The organism is Bifidobacterium sp. wkB338 (assembly GCF_003688325.1).
Classification (GTDB): Bacteria; Actinomycetota; Actinomycetes; order Actinomycetales; family Bifidobacteriaceae; genus Bombiscardovia; species Bombiscardovia polysaccharolytica.
Genome location: NZ_NPOR01000020.1, coordinates 1 through 18248 on the forward strand (window position 1 = coordinate 1; position 18248 = coordinate 18248).

Here is an 18248-nt window from a genome sequence, read left to right on the forward strand (position 1 = left end):
ATCATGAATGCCCCACCACTGATTCCTTCTCAATCAGCACACACTTGACCTGGGCGTGAATGCGATCAAGCGAGGGAATGGGCGCATTAGTGGGCAAGAGCTTGAGATCATCTAACCGGCGCCGCTCAATCAGTGAAATGAGTTTCAGGGTGGCCCAGTACCCCATCTCATAGTGCGGCAATTCGATAGTTGTGAGCGAGGGGGCCATCATTTCAGCAACAACCTGGTGATTATCCACTCCAACTACTGAGATGTCTTGGCCCACATTGAGCCCGCGCCGCATGGCTGCGCTATAGACGTACCAGGCTCGGGCATCGTTGAAACAGAAAAAGCCATCGGGCTGATATTGGTCTACCAAGCGGGCCACCTTTTCCATCCCATCCTGGCCCATTTCTACATTTACGATCAGATTATCGTCTACTGCTATGCCGTGCTCGGTGAGTTCCTTGCAGTAACCAGCCAGTCGACCGCGCTGAGCCTGCATGGGGCCAAATGAACCAATAAAGGCAATACGTTTGCACCCAACATCGATCAGGTGACGGGTGGCGGTTCTGCCTATATGTCGCTCATCAGGAATGATAGAGGGAACATGGCCGCTGGTATCAGTGGCGTCCACAATCACCACCCGCTCCCCGTTCAGACTCTGTGGCAAGTGGATCACCTGGTTATAGACACAGGCATAGAGGAAACCATCTACTCCGTAGCTTTTCAGGGCTGAAATTTCAGAGGCCTGCAGCTGGTCATCCCCATCCGTATTGACCGCGACGATGATGTAACCCAGCTGTCGCGCAGCCTCCTGGGCACCAAAAATTAGCCTGCCCGCATAGGGGGAAGTGGCAATGTGATCACTGATGAATCCCAGAATCCGCGTCTTTTTCTCACTGGAATAACTGGTTTTCTTGGGGGAGTACCCCATGACCTGGGCAGTCTGCCGGATGGCCTGAGCCGTTTCCCGGCGGATTCGGCCCTGGTCCTTACCATTGAGCACTAACGATACAGCTGCTTTGGAAACACCGAGGCTGTCCCCGATTTCCTGCATCGTGACCACGATCTTCCCCCTTTCTTCGATTCTTATGGGTGGATTTTAGCCCTTGATGGCCCCTATCATGACTCCCTTATTGAAGTATTTCTGCAAGAAGGGATAGAGGACCAACAGAGGCAGTGTCGACACAATAATGATGCCATATTTGATTTGCTCGGCAGCCTCCTGTGCCTGTTGGGCGCCAACGGAGGCAATATTCGACTGGGTCTGATTGGCAAGCAGGATCTGTTGGAGTACATTTTGCAGGGGCCACTTCTTCATATCCGTAATGTAGATCAGACCGGTAAAGTAGTCATTCCAGTGCCCTACGAAGTAGTAGAGGGCGATGACTGCGATAATGGCCGAACTCAGCGGAACCACAATACGTATGAAGTATCCGATGTAGCTCATGCCGTCAATCTGTGCAGCATCATGCAGCTCCTCAGGGATGGAGGTATCGAAGAAGGATCGCGTGATGATGACATTGTAGACGCTGACAGCCCCCGGCAGGATAAAGACCCAGGCCGTGTTGAGGATGCCCAGCTGCTTATAGAGCAGGTAACTGGGGATCAGTCCCCCACCGAAGAACATGGTAAAGGTAAAGAGGAACATGATCAGGCGACGGGCCTTAAACTCCCTCCTAGAGAGAGCAAAGGCCACAGGGATGGTAACCACCATATTCAGCAGGGTGCCGCCCACCGAGTAGAGGATGGTATTGGCGTAGCCATGCCAGATGCGGGCATCATGAAAAATAGTTTCATAACCCTTCAAAGTCGGCCCTTTGGGGAGTAGGCTCAGCTGCCCGCTGGCCACCAGCTTGGGGTCAGACACTGAGGCGATGACAACAAACCAGAGGGGGTAGAGGACGGCCAAAACCACCAGGATCAGGACGACCCAGATAGCGATATCAACCATCCAATCTGAAAAACTCCTCTGCTGGTGGACCTTCTTATTGAAGGGAACCTGCTCCCCACTGTTGCGGGCAGCGAGCAAGTTAGCATCACGAGGGTTCATAGGGGCTTGCACTGGTGTTGATGCTTTTTGTACCATGTGACTTCCTTAGAAGATACTGGTGTCAGAGACCCTCTTCGAGATGTAATTCGCCAGGATCAGGAAGAAGAAGTTGACAAGGGTGTTAAAGAGTCCGATGGCCGTGGAGTAGGAAAATTGACTGCCCAAAATACCTATCTTGTAGGTATAGGTTGAGATGACCTCTGAGGCCGAGGAATTGAGCGCGTTCTGCATGAGGAAGACCTTTTCGAAACCGACAGAGAGAACTGACCCCATGTTCATGATCAGCAGGACTCCACAGGTAGGCAAAATGGTGGGAATATCAACGTAGCGAATCAGCTGCATCCTGCCGGCGCCGTCGATTTTAGCTGCCTCATAAAGGGCAACATCCACTGAGCTGAGCGCGGCCAGGTAAATAATACAATTCCAACCGCAATGCTGCCAGACCTCGCTAATCCAGTAGATGGGGGTGAACCATTGTGGCTCTCCCAAAAGGCTGGTATCGCCCAGAAACTTTCCCAGGAGGCCAGTTTCTGGCGTCAGGAAAATATTGAGCATGGCCACAATTACCACGGTGGATATGAAATGAGGCATATAGGTGATGGTCTGCACAAGGCCCTTGATCTTGGTGCTGGCTATCTGATTGATCAGGAGGGCCAGGATAATAGGGGCTATAAAGCCCATAACCAGGGTCCACAGGCTGATGCTTATGGTGTTCCTCATAATGTTGCCAAACATGGGGGAGGCAAAGAACTGCTTAAAGTAGGACAGCCCCATCCACTTGCCGCCCGTAATACCCTTACTGGGCTCAAACTTCCTAAAGGCCAGCTGGATTCCCCACATGGGAACGTAGGCAAACAGGACGACGAAGAAGATCGCGGGAAGGGCCAACAGCCACAATTGCCAATACCGTTTGAAGGACCACACGATCCCTCGCATCCCGTGTGGTGTATTCTCGTGAACCACCACCTGCTTCGCTTTCATGAGCACTCCATTCACTCAAGATGTATTCAATGGCGACGGGGAAGGATCCCAACTAGGCCAGATCTCAGACCCTCGAGGGCTGCCCTCCGTCCGGGGCCAGAGGCAAACGCCTCGTGGCCCCAATCGATCAGTGAACTCTCCTAGTTGGCTTCACTGGTGTACTGGTCGTAATACTTCTGCCAAATTTGGATGTTCTGCTTCAGGCCCAGACTGGGGTCTTCAAGCTTTTTGATATAGGAGTCCCAGCCCTCATCGACCCCGCCCTTTTGGATCCACTTAGCGGTTTGTGCCAGTGCGTAGCTGAGAATAGCGGTGTTGTTGTTACCCAAGGCGGTTTGATCCTCCTCACTGTCAATACGGACGTAGGCAGGCATGACATCCTTGACTGGGTCGACGTTGGCCAGGGTATCCTTATAGGCCTTATCGGCCTCCTGGAGCGCCTCAGCAGTTTGGTCATTTTCGACGCTGATACTGTCGGGAATCCATCCTGCAAACCGGTCAGCAACGGCAGCACACTTTATCTTGCCGTCATAGCAGCCGTCCTTCATCCTGTAGACCTTGTCTCCCTTTTCCTCAACAAAGTCAGGAATGTCACCGTAGTACTGGGCGACTGAAATTTTAGGGCTATAGAGGGCGTTGATGGCCTTGTAGACAGCCTCCTTGTTCTTTGCATTCTTGGAAACGGCGATACCGTGATTGCTTAATTCGGTTAGGTCCTGGGTGTAATCCCAGGTAACTTCAGAGTCAGGCCTATCGGCGCTATCCTTAGGCACCGGCATGGGGACATATTCATCCTTGAGCTTTTCAAAATCTGTCTTTGCCCAGCCGACGATCAGTCCGGAGCGGGCAGTCTTCCCGTCTCCGGTGGTGGCCGCCGTGGTGGCTGCATCGTCACGGGTCATGGCATCCTTGGGCACCAGACCCTGCTCCATCAGTGAGTGCAGATAGGTAATAACTTTCTTGTACTCAGGTTGCGTTAAGAAACTGTCAACCTTGCCATTCTTGACATAGTAGCCCTGTAGGGAAGGCGAGGTGCCGGCAAAGCTCGTGGTAATGCCCGTGGAGTTGAGCAGGACAAAGGGGTTCCAGAGCTTGAAACCATCGGTGTCCAGACGGCGCATATTGAAGGGTATTTCGTCAGGTTTTCCATTCCCGTTGGGATCCTGGGTCTTAAAGGCGGTAAGTACCTGTGTCAGTTCGTCCCAGGTTTTAGGCATCTGAAGACCGAGCTTATCGAGCCACTTCTTGTTAATCATTAAATGGCTCGTTGAGACGCGGTAGCTCTTACCACGGTCTGTAGGGAGTACGTATACGTGCCCCTCCTTGTCTTTCACCATCTTTTCAGCGACGGTATTGTCCTTGAAGAACCGTTGTACATTGGGCATCTTGTCCATATTGGCGTTCAGATCATCAAAGTAGTCATACTTGACTGCATCCCCTGGGTCAAAGGCAAAAATCGAGGCATCCGCTATATCCCCAGAAGCTAATTTGGCGCTCTTCTGCTGACTCCAAGCAGAATCCGCGAGATCCTCCCACTGAATATGACAGTCACAGGCTGCCTCTACATCCTTAGCCCATTTCATTTTGGTCATAGGGGTATCGGTAGAATAGCGCGTGATCATCATTTTTATGACCGGTTTACCATCAGCCTCGGTACTGTTTTCAGCTTTGTCAGAACCACAGGCAGCCAGTGGAACCACCATGCCAAATAGGGCAGCGGCAGTCACAACCCTCTTCCATACACCTCTTTGTGCCATCACACTCTCCTTTACTGGTGATGCCAGAAGAGCGATGATCAGGCGACTGTGCAACCCATCCTTCTCCTGGCGAGGTCATAGTAAAAGAGTTAACTAGTTTATGTCAACTTTCAGCAGTAACTAGTTAACAAGAGATATAAAATACTGAGATATTAGGAATTTATCAGGTGTGTGAAAAAATAAAATTAGTTAACGCACAAGCAGTATCCCCCTCCTGGACCCTATGGTGGGCGGGAATCAGAAAATCATTACTCGCTACCACCAAGGTCACCAGACCAGGCAGGGGTTAACCCTGTTTGCGCCTCTTGGACTCCCTGGGCTCAAGGACGTGGACATCCATACCAGGAATCCGGCCCCAGGAATAGACCGCCATCATATCGGCGAAGATGGGGACAGCCAGCCCGAAGGCAACCATGAGACCGGGCCAGGTGTAGTAGGCCCAGACGGTAATAAGCAGGAGGAGGACCAGCATGAGGCTGCAGAGGGGGCGTGCAATCACCATGGATAGGGAGGTCTTCACAACCCAGATAGGACCCTGAGCAAAATTGGAGCGGACGACCCAGCTTAAGCAGACGAAGAGACCATACACAATGTTGAGGACCAGGAGCAGGCCGGATACCACCAGGCCAGTCGTACCCATATCGTTGCTCATGGTCAGCCAGTACTCCCAGATTAGGAGAACCCAGACCAGAAACTGTGGCCAGCCGAAGATATTGGCCGGACCCAATTCCTCCTTCCAGGCCTGGTGGAAGGCCTTCCAGGTCTGCTTGACCGTCCAAGAGCGGTCATGGAGGTCCAGGATCCAGGTTCTGTAGACCGAGCAGGAGGCAGCAATGGAGGGGAAGAATCCTGCAAGGACCAGGCCGAGCAGCATATGGGTCAGGAAGGCAAGATGAACCACCGCAACCATCATGATGATCCTGCATACGAACTCATAGCCCACTGCAAAACGATGCATCGTCACTCCCAGATTCTTGGTTTGTCCCCACTCTAGACGTGGGCCATGTCGTCCAGGCCCTACTAATCGCCCGCCTCCCCGGAGGCCTCATCATTGAGCAGGGCGTAAGGTTGTTCGAAGAAGCTAAAAATCCGGTCCAGATAGGGACCCAGGACCACGTTGGGCATCTCATATAACTCATGCATGCTGTTAGGCACCTTGACCAACTCGACCTCACAGCCACCGTCACGCACCTGGGCGGCAAACTTCTCCTGGGCCTTGGGTAGGACGAACCTGTCAGGCTCAGCCTGGAATAGGAGAATGGGAGCCTCCACCTGAGCACACTGGTCCGGTCGCATGAGCTCACGGCACATCTGAAGCGCTTCCTTGATCCACTGGTAGGTCACCTGGCTGGTCTGGTACCAGGTCTGCCCTACCCGCAATTGGTGGGCCCATTCAACCCTGGCCAGACTGCCATGCTTATATTTGGACATGTCCAAGTTGGCGTCAAAAGGGTGGAAGCCCGGAACTGGCTTCTCACCCATGCCTACTGCACAGGCTGCGTCCGCTGCTGCCAGTGCCGCCAGGGGCATATGCCCAGTCTTTGGCTCAATCATCGGTGAGGAGAGCACAGCCTTGCCAATGATGTCAGGGAAACGCTCCAGCATTCTCGCCCCGATGGCCGCCCCCATGGAGTGGGCATAAAGGTAGACCGGGTGCTCACCGGCATAGGTCTGGGCCACCTGGGTGCAAAAGCCAGCCAAGTCAGCCACGTAGCGCTCCCAGTTGTCCACCCAGACCAGGTTGGGGTCATCAACCCCGCGCCCTGACAGACCATGTCCCCAGTGGTCGAGGATGCAGACTGAGTACCCGGCCATAAGGAAGTACCAGGTGAGCTCCTCATACTTCCTGCCAAATTCGCTAAATCCGTGGGAGATGACGATGGCTCCCCGGTAGCGGGCCATCACATGGGTTGGGGTGGCATCCTGGAATTCCGAAGCAGAATAGCAGACGTAATGTAGCCGCTTGTGGGGATCACCCGTGTCCTCATTGGGTATGTCTGAACGAAAACTCTCCTTATCCCCGGGCTTGCAGGAGTCCATCCAACCCTCATGGCTGCACCTGGCCAGGCTGGGCAGGACCTTATTCTTCATGGTCTGCTCGTAGACGTGCTCATCAATTAAATCCACGCTCATAGTCCTAGCCTATAGGAGTCAGGCTTCCCCGATCAGCTTTACACGGCTTTTGCCTCACTTGTTACTTATCCGCAGAAGCCTTAAAACGGGGTTAGAGAACTCAAACCCTAGGGGACTTGGGGGTGTTTCCACTCACTCACAAGCTACATGAGCTTCGTGCTTTCCATATTCCTCATAAACCAACTGTTCAAGCGGATAACAGGGTTGCGCAGAACCAGACCCAGCAGGAGAGAGGGAACCAGGAAGAGGCAGATGGCACCAATCTCGCGCCAGAATTCCATCCCGTAGACGCCGGCAATGGCCGACTGCATGGCGGCTATCGCGTGAACGAAAGGCAGGAAGGGGTAGACCGCCTGGAAGAAGTCTGGCAGGACCTCCCTGGGGACCGTGCCACCTGAACCGGCCACCTGCATCACCAGCAGGATCACGGCCAGGGCCTTCCCCACGTCGCCGAAGGAGACCACCAGGGTGTAAATCAAGTTCATAAAGACAAAGGCAGCCAGGATACCTACCAGGAGGAAGAGGAGGGGGTGTTCACACTGGATCTTCAGATAGAAGAGGTCACCCAGGCAGACCATGCACCCCTGCAGGATGGCCATGACGGCGAAGACCAGGAACCGTCCGAAATACTCTTGGTAGAGTTTCATTCCGAACCGTCGGGCATTACCAGGTGATTCAGGTCGAAAAGGTCCCCAGGGTTGTTTGCCTTCTTCATCCAGCGCGTCAGCCCGCAGCCAGGATGCCTTCAAAGAGTCCAGGCCCAGGACGCGGGCCTTCTTCCTGTCGGAGATACTCACCGTCATCATGGCAGCCAGGATGGTGGCCCCCACCCAGATGGAAAGGGTGGAATAGAAGGGGGCCATAGACGAGCCATAGTTGGCAATAGGAAAGACGGCCTTGCGCTGGACGGCCACCGGCGAGGTAAGTAGGGAGGCCAGGGTCTCCGCATCCCCGCTGAGCAGCTTGCGCGCATCCGTTGCCTCCTGGCCCTTATCGCTCTGCATCGTATCTGCCAGGTGACCGCTCAGAGCCGTCAATTTACCTGAAGCCTGGCTGAGTTTGTCTGCGACATGATGCAGATGATCCTGAGCCCCTTTGAGGTCTGAAGAAACTGAACTGGACAGGGAGCTGATACCCTGGTTATTGTCATCTAAGTCGTCAAGCAGTCCGCCTGTTTGGCTGACAACGGTATCCACTGAATCAGCCAAAGCCTGCAATTGGGGCCGCAGAGTATCCTGATAATCCTTGGACACCTTATCCACTGACTTCCTGGCCTGAACGATACTTTTCTGCAGGTCCTGGTGACTGGACTGGAGGGAACCACTATTATCCTTGACACTTTGGGAAGCGGCACCCAGTCTGTCAGACAGGTCCTTTTGCGCATCTTGCGCTGAACGCACGTTGGCGATGGCATTGTCCAGCGAAGACAAGAGCTTCTGCTTAGCATCAGGAGTCAGAGCATTGTTAGACTCCACAGATTCTCTGACAGCCTGTAGGTTCTGAATGACCTTGTCATAGCCGGCAGTAGTGTTCGAGACCTGGTCGCTCAAGGTTTGCAACTGATTAGCCACCGCATCTGATTGAAGACCAACATTCCTAAAAGCGTCGTCAACCTGTTTGGCTATAGCGTCATAGGCTGAGCCAGTTTGGTCTAGAGCAGTATTCACTGAATCAGCAGCCCCTGACAGGGCCTTACCAACACTCTTCGTTCCCTTGACACCCTGCCCCAAGGCCTTGCGGGCCTGCGTGATGGATGATCCGGACTGACCAATAATCTTACCTGTCGAGTCCACTAACTGGGCTGAAGAGTCTAAAAGCCCACCGTAGGCGACTACTTGGGCTGAGGCCGTATCCAGGCGACTGGCCATCTCGTTGAGGTGACTTGTAGCTGTATCGAGATACTGCTGGGCCTGTGGACTCTGCGAGTATGCGAAAACCTGACTAGCCAGATCAATACCTACCTGACCGACAGTTTTTACAAAGGTGGTGTCAATAGTGCTTGCCACCGTATCCGCCCCCTTCTCGGTTACGGTGGGGGCGATAGCATTCTTCTTTTGATTCAGGTAATACCCCAGCTGGGCATGCTTAATATCGGACGAAAAGAGGGTCATCATGTCTGCGCTGAAATCCTTGGGGATAACGATAGCGGCATAATACTGCCCTGACCGAACCCCATCGAGCGCTGACTCCCGATTCACAAAGTTCCAATCCAGCTGATCGTTGGCCTTGAGGGTATTGGCTACTGTTTCCCCCACATTGATCTTGACCGGGATCAGATCTGACTTGTATCCGGTGTCCATATTGACCACAGCCACCTTGATTGACTTGGCATTACTGTAGGGATCCCAGCTGGCAGCGATGTTAAACCAGGCGTAAAGGGCTGGCACGATGATCAGGCCAATCAGCACGATGACAGCGATGACATTATTGGTGGCATCGAGCACGTCCCGGCGGAAGATCTTCCATATGTTTTTCATGAGTGATCAGCGCTATCAGCAGTCTCGAACTGAGCCCCACCAGGCCGCAGGAGGGAGCGTAGTCCCCCACCTGGTACCTGAGTCATTCCCAGTAAGCTCACGTACCTGTCACAGACGTATTCCACAATGATGAGGTATGCGTCAATCAGCACAATAGAGACGATGCAGAGGGTGAGCATAACAATTTTTGCCTCGACACTAAAGAGAAGGATGAGGAAGAGGAGGGGGAGCAGGGCCAGGGCCAACCCGGTGCGGATCAGACGGGGATAAATTGCCAGGAAACGATGTGCCCGCCGTCGAATAAGGAGCTTGTACTCATTCTCGAAGTCGCCTTCACCCCCTGTACCCAGGAATGCCTTGACCAAGCTGCTTAGGCCGACCGGCCGACCGGCCGACTGGTTCTTCTCCGTCAACATCAAATCGGTAGCACCCAGCCTCCGGTCGAAGAGGGCATTCAGACTGAGCATATATCTGCGAACAACTAAACCAATAAAGAGCGCTACAGGCAGGTACCAGAAGAGCGTGAGCATATCCAGCCAGTAGCGGGAACCATACATGCCTCCGATGGTCTCCCTCATGGCATCAATACTGTGTGTGAATGGGAGCCAGGGGCTCAAATTTCTGAAAAAGCTAGGCATCATTTCTATGGGATACATACCGGCTGAGCCTGGTATCTGCAAGATAACCATAACAACTGCCAGTGCCTTACCAATATGACGGAAGGTGGCAGCTAAGGCATAAATGATATTGATGTAGATAAAGGAAGCGAATACGCCGGTCAACATGAAGAGGGCAGGGTGTTCGCACTGAATGCCCAGTATCAAGTCACCGCCTGTGGCGATTACCGCCTGGAAGAAACCGATGAAGACCAGGAGTAGCCAGCGTCCTAGGTAGGCCTGGGTGGCGTTAAATTTACGCAGCCCCTCCTTGTCCACTTCGAGCTTGTAGATAGCGATGAGGATGAAACCCCCTACCCACAGAGCCAAATTGGTGTAGAAGGGGGAAAGGGAAGAGCCATAATTACGAATGGGATAGAGCGTGTGTGTGGTGAGCGCAACCGGCGATGCCAGAGTCCTGCCAAACGAGTCGGAGTCCAGGTTCAGGGTCTCTTCCAACTTATGCCAGGAGGAGGAGCTACCCAAGGCAGCCACATCTGTACGCACTTTGTCCAAATCAGTGTGTACCCCATCCAGGGAGGTACTTGTGGTGGCAAGTGTAGAGTCAGCCCGGTCCAGGGTGCTGTCAAGTTGGTCGAGGAGGCTCTTGGACTGGGAGACTGTGGTCGTCAGACCATTGAGGGTCCCCTGCAAGGTACCTGTCATCGTGGAAAGACCATCTATGCCGGTGATCAGGTTGGGCATGAGTGTGCCAGTCAGAGCGCTACTGGTCTGGTTTAGCCTGCCTAGTCCAGCCTGGGCAGAACCGGTAATAGCACCACTGAGATCCTTCGTTGCCTGCTTGCCTGCTTGTAGGATTTGCGTCGAATTCTTAGTAAAACCGTCCAAGGCCTTTTTTTGGTTGTCATGCGCGGATTTCAGCTTATTGAGCTGTTCCTGAATACTGTCATACGAGGGGTCTCCCGGCTGAAGACCAGACTGATTTAAGCCGTTTTGCAGGCGGTCAATAGCCTTCCCGCTGTCGTCTACAATCTGGCCCAGGCTGGAGGTAACCTGATCTACCTTATCCTGGGTCGTATTAAAGCCATCCTGCAAGGTTCCAGCAGCCTGACTTACATCACTGGCTGTACCCGCCAACTTCATGGACCCATCTGACAGGGCCTGATTGAGGGCAGTAGAAAATTCTAGGGATCCTGTACGCACAGTGCCCAAATTGGCATCTGTCTCAGACAGGGCCTTCTGAACCGAACTGATCTGCTTATTGAGGGAGTCCAGGGTCTTTTGGGACTCAGCCACCGTTTGCTTAGCCTGGCCTACTGTGTTCTGAATTCGTCCCAGGGAATCTGATATCTCTTGGACATCATCCATGGTCTTACCCAGGTCATCCACTACAGACTGCCGGGTTTGATCAGCTGAACCTTTGGCATCATGATATTTGGTCAGCACCTTATTTGCTAAGGTGTCACTGACCGTGGATATAAAGGTGGAATTGATCTGCTCATCAATCGTAGAAGCTCCAGTATCAGTGACCTTAGGTACCAGGGCATTTTTCTTCTCGTTGACGTAGTAATTCAGTTTTGGTTTGGTATGAGACCCGTTGATAACCCCGATCAGGTCCTGACTAAAGTGCTGGGGAATAATGATAGCTGCGTACGATTCACCTGCATGAACCTGATCAATGGCCACTTGCTGATCATCTATGAATTTCCAGCCTAAGCTGGTGTTCTTGCGCAACTCGTCAGTGACCTCCCTGCCAGCATTGATCCTACCGGTGAGATGAGAATCAGCCCCCCGGTCTAGGTTGACTATAGCCACGGGAATATTGCCTGTGTTGGCATAGGGGTCCCAGAGAGCAATGACATTGAACCAGGCATAGAGTGAGGGCAGAACAGCTACCCCAATAGTGACCACTAAGGCCACTGGGTTGCGCAGTAGGCGCAGGAGATCCCGTGAAAAGATCTGTAAGACAACTTTCACGACCTACTCCACCTCCTGGGTACCTGTATGACCCTGACAGATGAGGCCCTACCTTATTTGGCCCTACCAGTGACAGGACCTTTACTTCCTTACAGTATCGATTATCGTATGTCTACGACAGTGACTGAAGCTGGGACTGCCTAGAGACAGACCAAAAATAGCTGCCCGCCAATGCCTCGCCTGAGTATAGCCATCTTCTCTTACCAGCGAATCCAGTCAGCTGGTCGTGAAGTTGCCCCCTCCCAGAGGAACCGACCCGCACCTGCATCATCGGGAGGGCTCCTCCCCCTAGCTTAGACAAGAACATCCCCTACTCCTGGTACCTATGGCCTGTCAGCCTGTTCCCCCGACCGTATGGTTGCATGGTGCGGCCGCTAGCTCATGTCCGGCTTTCTGGCTCAGGCTCAACAGCACCTGTGAAACCAAAATGGAGAGAGCTACAGCAAAGCCCAGGGGCATGATGGCGGTAATGGGAAGGTGACTGACCTCCATCAGCATGGCCAAGGCCATCAGGGGGGCCTGCTGAGAGGCTGCCAGGAGGGCAGTAGCCCCGATCAGGGCACACTGCCAGACCGGCACTGCCGGTAGAAACCAGGCACCCACCAGGCCCACCCCGGCCCCGAGACTGGCCCCGATGGCTATCGAGGGAGTCAGGGTGCCGCCAGAGGCACCAGAACGGATGGTGGCCACGGTGAATACGGCCTTGACCAAGGCGAAGAGGCAGAGGGTCCCCAGGGCCATGACCAAGGCATGAGCGTCCGTTATGCCCTGCAAAGTCTGGTTCATGGCGGTTTGGGCCATGGAACGACCATTGCCCATGACCTGTGGCATCCAGATGGCAACCAGGCCGGTGAGGATACAGGCGACGGGCAGCTGGAAGAGAATAGGATTACCCGTGCTCTGGTGCTGTTCGGCCCAGCTGGTCAGCCTGCGGAAGCCGGTTCCCACTAGCCCCATCAGGGGACCTATGAGCAGGCAGAGGCCCATCATCCAGGGAGAAAAAGCCTGGTTAGGGAGGGCATAATAGGGGCCGAAGCCCTTAATGACCCCTCCTACTAGGGTAGCCAGGGCGGACATACCCAAGTTGACCATGACCACCGTGATGCTGACCTGGCCTAGGAGGACCTCGATACCGAAGAAGGCGCCGGTCAGGGGGGCAATGTAGATACCGGCAAACCCGGCGCCGGCGGCAGCTGCAACCAGCATGGTCCGGTCTGCCTTCCGCAGGCCTAGGCGGCCCAGAAGGCGTGTCCAGTAAGTGGCTAGCATGGCCCCGGCCTCCCGGGGGGCCACCTCACGACCGATAGAGCCGCCCGAAGCTACGAGAAAAATCTGTAAGAGCACATGGGTCGCAGTCTGCCAGGCAGGCATATCGGCTCCCCTCACAGCCCTTTTGACAGAGGGAACCGGACGGGTACGGTTGCGCAGCAGCCACCAGAGGATGGCGGTGACCAGACCGGCCAGACTGACCGATATGAACCGGCGCAAGGCAGGGGTCTGGAAGGCCCCGGCCTGATGGGGGCCTTCCACAAAGCCCAACATGAGCTTTTCTGATCCCGCAAAAAAGAGGGAGAGCAGACCTGAGGACAGCCCTACTCCCAGGCCCAGCACCAGAACTGAGATGGCCAGACCCAGCAGTCGTCTGACTGATCCTGTCAGCCGTACTGGAGCCGCACCCGGGCTGCCGACCTGCCCCAGGCCTTGTCGGTCTGCATGCTCCTCTGTATCCTGCTCACTCATCACAGTGCTTAATCTAGCGGATACCCGGACCCAGGGGCTGTAGGGCCGCTAGAGTTATGGAACCCATGGGCGATAAGCCAGGAGTGGAGAGGCTTTCGGCCAAGGTTTGGCACCTAGGCTCTGATGGACTTTTAGATCCGCCTCCTGCTGGCTGGCAACGCCACGCTCATAGCAGTAGGCATGACAGAAGACGGAGTCCACATTTTCATAGGCCTTGGTCAGAACCGTACTCTCCCACTTACCAAAGGTAGGCACGCAGGCACTGGATGAGCCGCGGATCACGAGTTCGAGACCAGGTTCGGCCAGTTTCATAGTTTGGGCTGTCCAGTCCGCTGCTGACGCATATTCTTCTGGACTCATACGGCACACCTGCCAAGGGCCATCCATCTCATAGCTGATACACCATATGGATACGCCCATAGGCTCTGCAATCCCATTGTCTACCTAGCGATAAACCAGGGCTGTACCTATCTTACCCGTTGAGATACTCCAGCTCCTCCAGGGCCTCCTTCATTCCCCTGGTCCTTATGCCGACACCCAGCATGATCTTCGCACTAGCCTTACGCGACTAGCAGCAGAAGTCATCAATATCCATCTGGTTGGTTTCCGTTGAATGTCAGCCCGGATCAAGCCTGGACTGGCTGCACCCCTAGGGCCCGGTAAAGGAAGTCCCGCTGGAGGGTCAACAGGTTGCTGGAGACTGTGGGGTCGTTGGTCATGTGGGTGATGCCAGTCAGCGGCAGAACCGTATGGGGGCGTCCAGCCGCCATCAGAGCGTTGGAGAGCCTCAGGGTGTTGGCCACGGAGACATTGTCGTCCGCGAACCCGTGGATCAGCATCAGCGGGCGACGCAGCGAGGGGGCGTCATCAATGATCCCGTTGCGGCGGTAGACGGCCGGGTCCAGACCTAGATAGCGCTCGGTGTAGTGGGTGTCATAAAGAGTCCAGTCTGTGGGCGGGGCACCCGCGCAGGCCGCATGGATCCGGTCGGGAGCCCGCAGAACCGATAGGGCCGACAGGAAGCCTCCATAGGACCAGCCGATCATGGCCACATGCCCCAAGTCGGCCTCAGGGGCGAAGTCCGGCAGGGCCTCCAGAGCCTCAAGCTGGTCATCCAGGGTCACCTGGGCCATGTCCTCGAAGATGGCCCGATCCCAGGCAGGACCACGACCAGGCGTGCCTCGGCCGTCGGCGGTCAGGACCAGGAAGCCCTGATCGGCCCACCACTGGGACTCCCAGTAGTAGGACTGGTTAAAGACCACCTGCTGGGCACCTGGCCCGCCGTAGGGCTTGAGCAGAACGGGCAGGCTGTCGGCGCTGGCGTAGGGGCTGGATTCAGAGGGCCTGACGATGGCTGCGAACAGCTCGTGCTGCCCCATGCGCACGAAGTCCACGTTGGGAGTGAACCCGGGATCGCTGCTGGTGTCGGCCAGGACAGCGCTCATAGCCCCCTGGCTATTGATATGACCTGTATCCACAGCCCGACGATCAGGACGATCCTGATGCTCCGGCCGTACAGGTTCGCCAGTCTGCCTAGCGCTGCTGTCGGGGCGAGCTTCGCCCACCAGGCCCAGCCCTTCAGCGCCCAGGCGGTCCAAATCCCCGTCAGCCCCCAGATAGCAGTGGCGCACCTGTCCCTGCGCCGAAGCCATGGTCCGGCCGCTGACCACGATGCCATGGCCAGCTCGCGAGGCAGTCCACACTCCAGGCAGACGGTTGAGCACATGGATGGAGCCGTCATAGCTCAGGCGCATCAGATCGAAACTGCGGGGGTCAGTGGAGACCACCGCCAGCACATCGTGGTCCTCCACAGACAGCACCTGCCGAATCTGGCAACCCGCTGGGGAGAAGACCTTTCCGTCAAGGCGCAGCCGCGTGGTGTCGGCTTCTGTGTCGATGAAGGCATCCACCAGCCCGCCCTGGGGCCGGTAGGCCGGCAGCCCGGGCACCAGGTCGATCCACTGGTCGTTGCTATGCTCCTGCAGCACCATGGTGGACACCTTGGGTGCCGCCTCGGGATCAAGCAGGGTCATATTCCGCCCCGGGTCCAAATCCTGACGGGCATCCGGCACCTGCACATCCAGGATCCTGTCCTCGGTCTGTCGGCGGTTCTGAACCAGCAGCAGGGGCCGATGCCCCTCCTGCCAGCGGACCACGGCCAAGTATTCGAAGGCCTGATGGTCCCAGTCCACCTCGCCCACCCAGGGGTCGGCGTCATCCTGGCCCAGGAGGACCAGGCTCAGCCCAACGCGGGCGTTGGTAGTCAGAGCCTGGGGATACCGCCTGGCGCGCGGCCCGACCTGGGGATTGGCCGGATCGCTGATGTACCAGATCGGCTCATCGGAGGAATCAGTGTGCTCGACCAGCAGAGCCCGGGAATCCGGCGACCACCAGAACCCCTGGTAGCGATCCATCTCCTCGCCGGCCACGAACTCGGCCAGCCCCAGCTGCATCCGATCATCAGTGCCGGGGCGCAGGGCCAGGACAGCCCGTTCATGGTCCTGCTCGGCACCCTGCCCGATGGTGACCACCATTAGACGGTCGCCAGTCGTATAGGCCACCATGGTGCCGTCCGGGCTGATGGCGGGATTAAGCACAGCCGAATCACTGTCTTCCAAGCTCAGAGCCCGTGTGGAGGCGGTGAGACCATCAGGGGCTATCAGCGAAAGCCAGAGCCGACCGCCCAGGGCAAAGACCACCCGATCCCCGGCAGCATCCACGCTGTAATCAACAATGCCCTCGCCGCCTTCTCGCGAGCGCTCCCTGCGGGCCAGCTCAGCGGCTGGCACCTGTTCCTGGTCCGCATCCTCCAGCAGGGCCCTGGGGTCGGCCAAGAGCACCTCATGGTGGCGGCCTTCCTGGTCAAAGACGGACAGCCAGAGCCCGGTCACCAGGTCCTCAGGCCCGTCGGAGCGCAGGAAGACGGCCCGTGAACCATCCCCCACCGCCAGGGCCGACCGCGGCGCACCCAACGTAAACCGCAGGGTCCGGGCCTTGGCCCGCGGATATGCCTCCATCGCCCGATCCACCTCTTCGGCCATGCTCGCTCCTCGAATATCTCTGACATGATCCCCATGACCATGCGTCTGCCACGATGATAAGCGCCCAAGCGCCAAAGGGGAATTCGATCAGCCTCAACCCCGATTTGTCATCCTGACGGTCGCGGGTCGTTCGAACCCGTTCATTGGAGAAATTGCAAGCATCCGACCGCTCATTACCCCCTTCCGGCAAGGTCACGTACTATGAAAGGGTTATATGGAAAGGGATGACTATGAGCGTTCTCGATCGTTTCGAGAAGAGCGTGGAAGGCGCCGTTAACGGTGTCTTCTCGAAGTTCGGCTCCAAGGACCTGCAGCCCGTCGACCTGTCGAGCGCCCTCGAGCGTGAGATAGACTCACAGGCCATGCCCGTTGGTCGCGACCGCACTGTGGCGCCCAACGAGTATCGATTCAGACTATCCACCCCGGACTTCGACCGCATCGAGCAGTGGGGTTCGGAGGCTCTGGCCAACGAGCTTGCAGATAACCTGACCAAGTACGCCGAAAGCCAGCATTATGCCTTCGTCGGCCCGGTTGTGGTCATATTCGAAGAGGACCTCAACCTGAACAAGGGTGACTTCCACCTGTCTGCCGAGTCGGTTCAGGGCAACGCGGCGCCCGTTACCACTCCCGAAGAGTCCAAGGACTGCCCGGTGCTGGAGATCAACGGCCGCCAGTACCTGCTGACCGCCCCCATCACCACCATCGGCCGTGGATCCTCCTGCGACATCGTCATCGACGATGCAGGCATCTCCCGCCGACATCTCCAGATCGAGATCACCGACAAGGGCGTGGTAGCCCGCGATCTGGGGTCCACCAACGGCACCTATGTAGAGGGACATCAGGTTCCCGCGGCCACCCTGCTGGACGGCAATACCATCACCATCGGCCGTACCCGCATCCTCTACTGGGCATCGTCGCAGGAACAGGATTCGTAAGTCGCCCAGACCTTGAAGTAAGGTCGAATCATTATGCTGACTGAACTGACATTCGCCATCCTCAAATACGGATTCCTGGCTCTGCTATGGGTATTCGTCTGGCTGGCCGTCCGTTCACTCCGCAAAGATATCGAGACCTTCAGCCCCAAGACTTCTCATACCCGCCGACGCAGTGAACGCGCAGCCCAGCGCAAGCTGCCGGCGGCCGCCAGATCCGTGCCTATCGCCCCAGTCAGCAAGACAGAGCATGCAAACAACGAGCCCTCCCTGCTGGTGGTCATCGACGGACCTCTGGCCGGCTCCTCCACGCCGCTGTCCGGACGTCCCATCACCCTGGGCCGCTCCTCCTCGAACACCTTGGTGCTGGACGACGAGTTCGTCTCCGGCCATCATGCACGGGTTTACCAGGATCCTGCATCGGGCCGATGGGCCATCGAGGATCTTGGGTCCACCAATGGCACCGTCGTCTCGGGGCAGAAAATCACAGCGCCGACAATCTTACCGGCGGAGGTTCCTGTACGCATCGGAGCCACCACCTTCGAGTTGAGGTAGCCG

13 protein-coding genes are annotated in these 18248 nt (G+C 56.1%); 2 read left to right on the forward strand and 11 right to left on the reverse strand.

Annotation, left to right across the window (positions count from 1 at the left end; genetic code table 11):
• Position 1: 1 nt before the first annotated feature.
• From CI603_RS04500 to CI603_RS04550, 11 genes are all read right to left on the reverse strand, one after another.
• Positions 2–1039, reverse strand: a complete 1038-nt coding sequence (locus tag CI603_RS04500) for a LacI family DNA-binding transcriptional regulator (RefSeq protein ID WP_121913210.1) — start codon at positions 1037–1039, stop codon at positions 2–4.
• A gap of 45 nt (positions 1040–1084) precedes the next feature.
• Positions 1085–2035: a carbohydrate ABC transporter permease gene (locus tag CI603_RS04505; protein WP_121913231.1), complete on the reverse strand. Its 951-nt coding sequence runs from the start codon at positions 2033–2035 to the stop codon at positions 1085–1087.
• A gap of 45 nt (positions 2036–2080) precedes the next feature.
• On the reverse strand, positions 2081–2971 hold the full coding sequence (locus CI603_RS04510) for a sugar ABC transporter permease (RefSeq protein ID WP_232350660.1): 891 nt from the start codon (positions 2969–2971) through the stop codon (positions 2081–2083).
• A gap of 185 nt (positions 2972–3156) precedes the next feature.
• Positions 3157–4773: an extracellular solute-binding protein gene (locus tag CI603_RS04515; protein ID WP_121913212.1), complete on the reverse strand. Its 1617-nt coding sequence runs from the start codon at positions 4771–4773 to the stop codon at positions 3157–3159.
• Between the two features lie 286 nt (positions 4774–5059).
• Positions 5060–5731 (reverse strand): YesL family protein, encoded by a 672-nt coding sequence (locus CI603_RS04520; protein WP_121913213.1) that lies wholly within the window; start codon positions 5729–5731, stop codon positions 5060–5062.
• Between the two features lie 62 nt (positions 5732–5793).
• The gene (locus CI603_RS04525; protein WP_121913214.1) at positions 5794–6906 is read right to left on the reverse strand and encodes an alpha/beta fold hydrolase; all 1113 of its coding nucleotides are present in this window, start codon (positions 6904–6906) and stop codon (positions 5794–5796) included.
• Positions 6907–7049: 143 nt separating this feature from the next.
• Positions 7050–9383 carry a YhgE/Pip domain-containing protein gene (locus CI603_RS04530; protein WP_121913215.1) on the reverse strand — a complete coding sequence of 778 codons (2334 nt, stop codon included), beginning with the start codon at positions 9381–9383 and terminating at the stop codon, positions 7050–7052.
• Entirely contained in the window at positions 9380–11977 is a 2598-nt protein-coding gene (locus tag CI603_RS04535; RefSeq protein ID WP_121913216.1) for a YhgE/Pip domain-containing protein, read from the reverse strand. Before CI603_RS04535 ends, CI603_RS04530 begins: the two co-directional genes overlap by 4 nt.
• A 333-nt stretch (positions 11978–12310) precedes the next feature.
• Entirely contained in the window at positions 12311–13717 is a 1407-nt protein-coding gene (locus CI603_RS04545) for a chloride channel protein (RefSeq protein WP_121913218.1), read from the reverse strand.
• 54 nt (positions 13718–13771) lie between these two features.
• Entirely contained in the window at positions 13772–14077 is a 306-nt protein-coding gene (locus CI603_RS09260) for a hypothetical protein (RefSeq protein WP_147438282.1), read from the reverse strand.
• A 266-nt stretch (positions 14078–14343) separates the two neighbouring features.
• Positions 14344–16758 (reverse strand): prolyl oligopeptidase family serine peptidase, encoded by a 2415-nt coding sequence (locus CI603_RS04550; RefSeq protein ID WP_121913219.1) that lies wholly within the window; start codon positions 16756–16758, stop codon positions 14344–14346.
• Positions 16759–16988: 230 nt separating this feature from the next.
• Between CI603_RS04550 and CI603_RS04555 the strand changes: the two genes are divergently transcribed.
• Complete coding sequence (locus tag CI603_RS04555) at positions 16989–17693, forward strand: DUF3662 and FHA domain-containing protein (RefSeq protein ID WP_015021121.1); 705 nt, start codon at positions 16989–16991, stop codon at positions 17691–17693.
• A 36-nt stretch (positions 17694–17729) separates the two neighbouring features.
• Complete coding sequence (locus CI603_RS04560; RefSeq protein WP_395947968.1) at positions 17730–18245, forward strand: FHA domain-containing protein; 516 nt, start codon at positions 17730–17732, stop codon at positions 18243–18245.
• Positions 18246–18248: the final 3 nt, after the last annotated feature.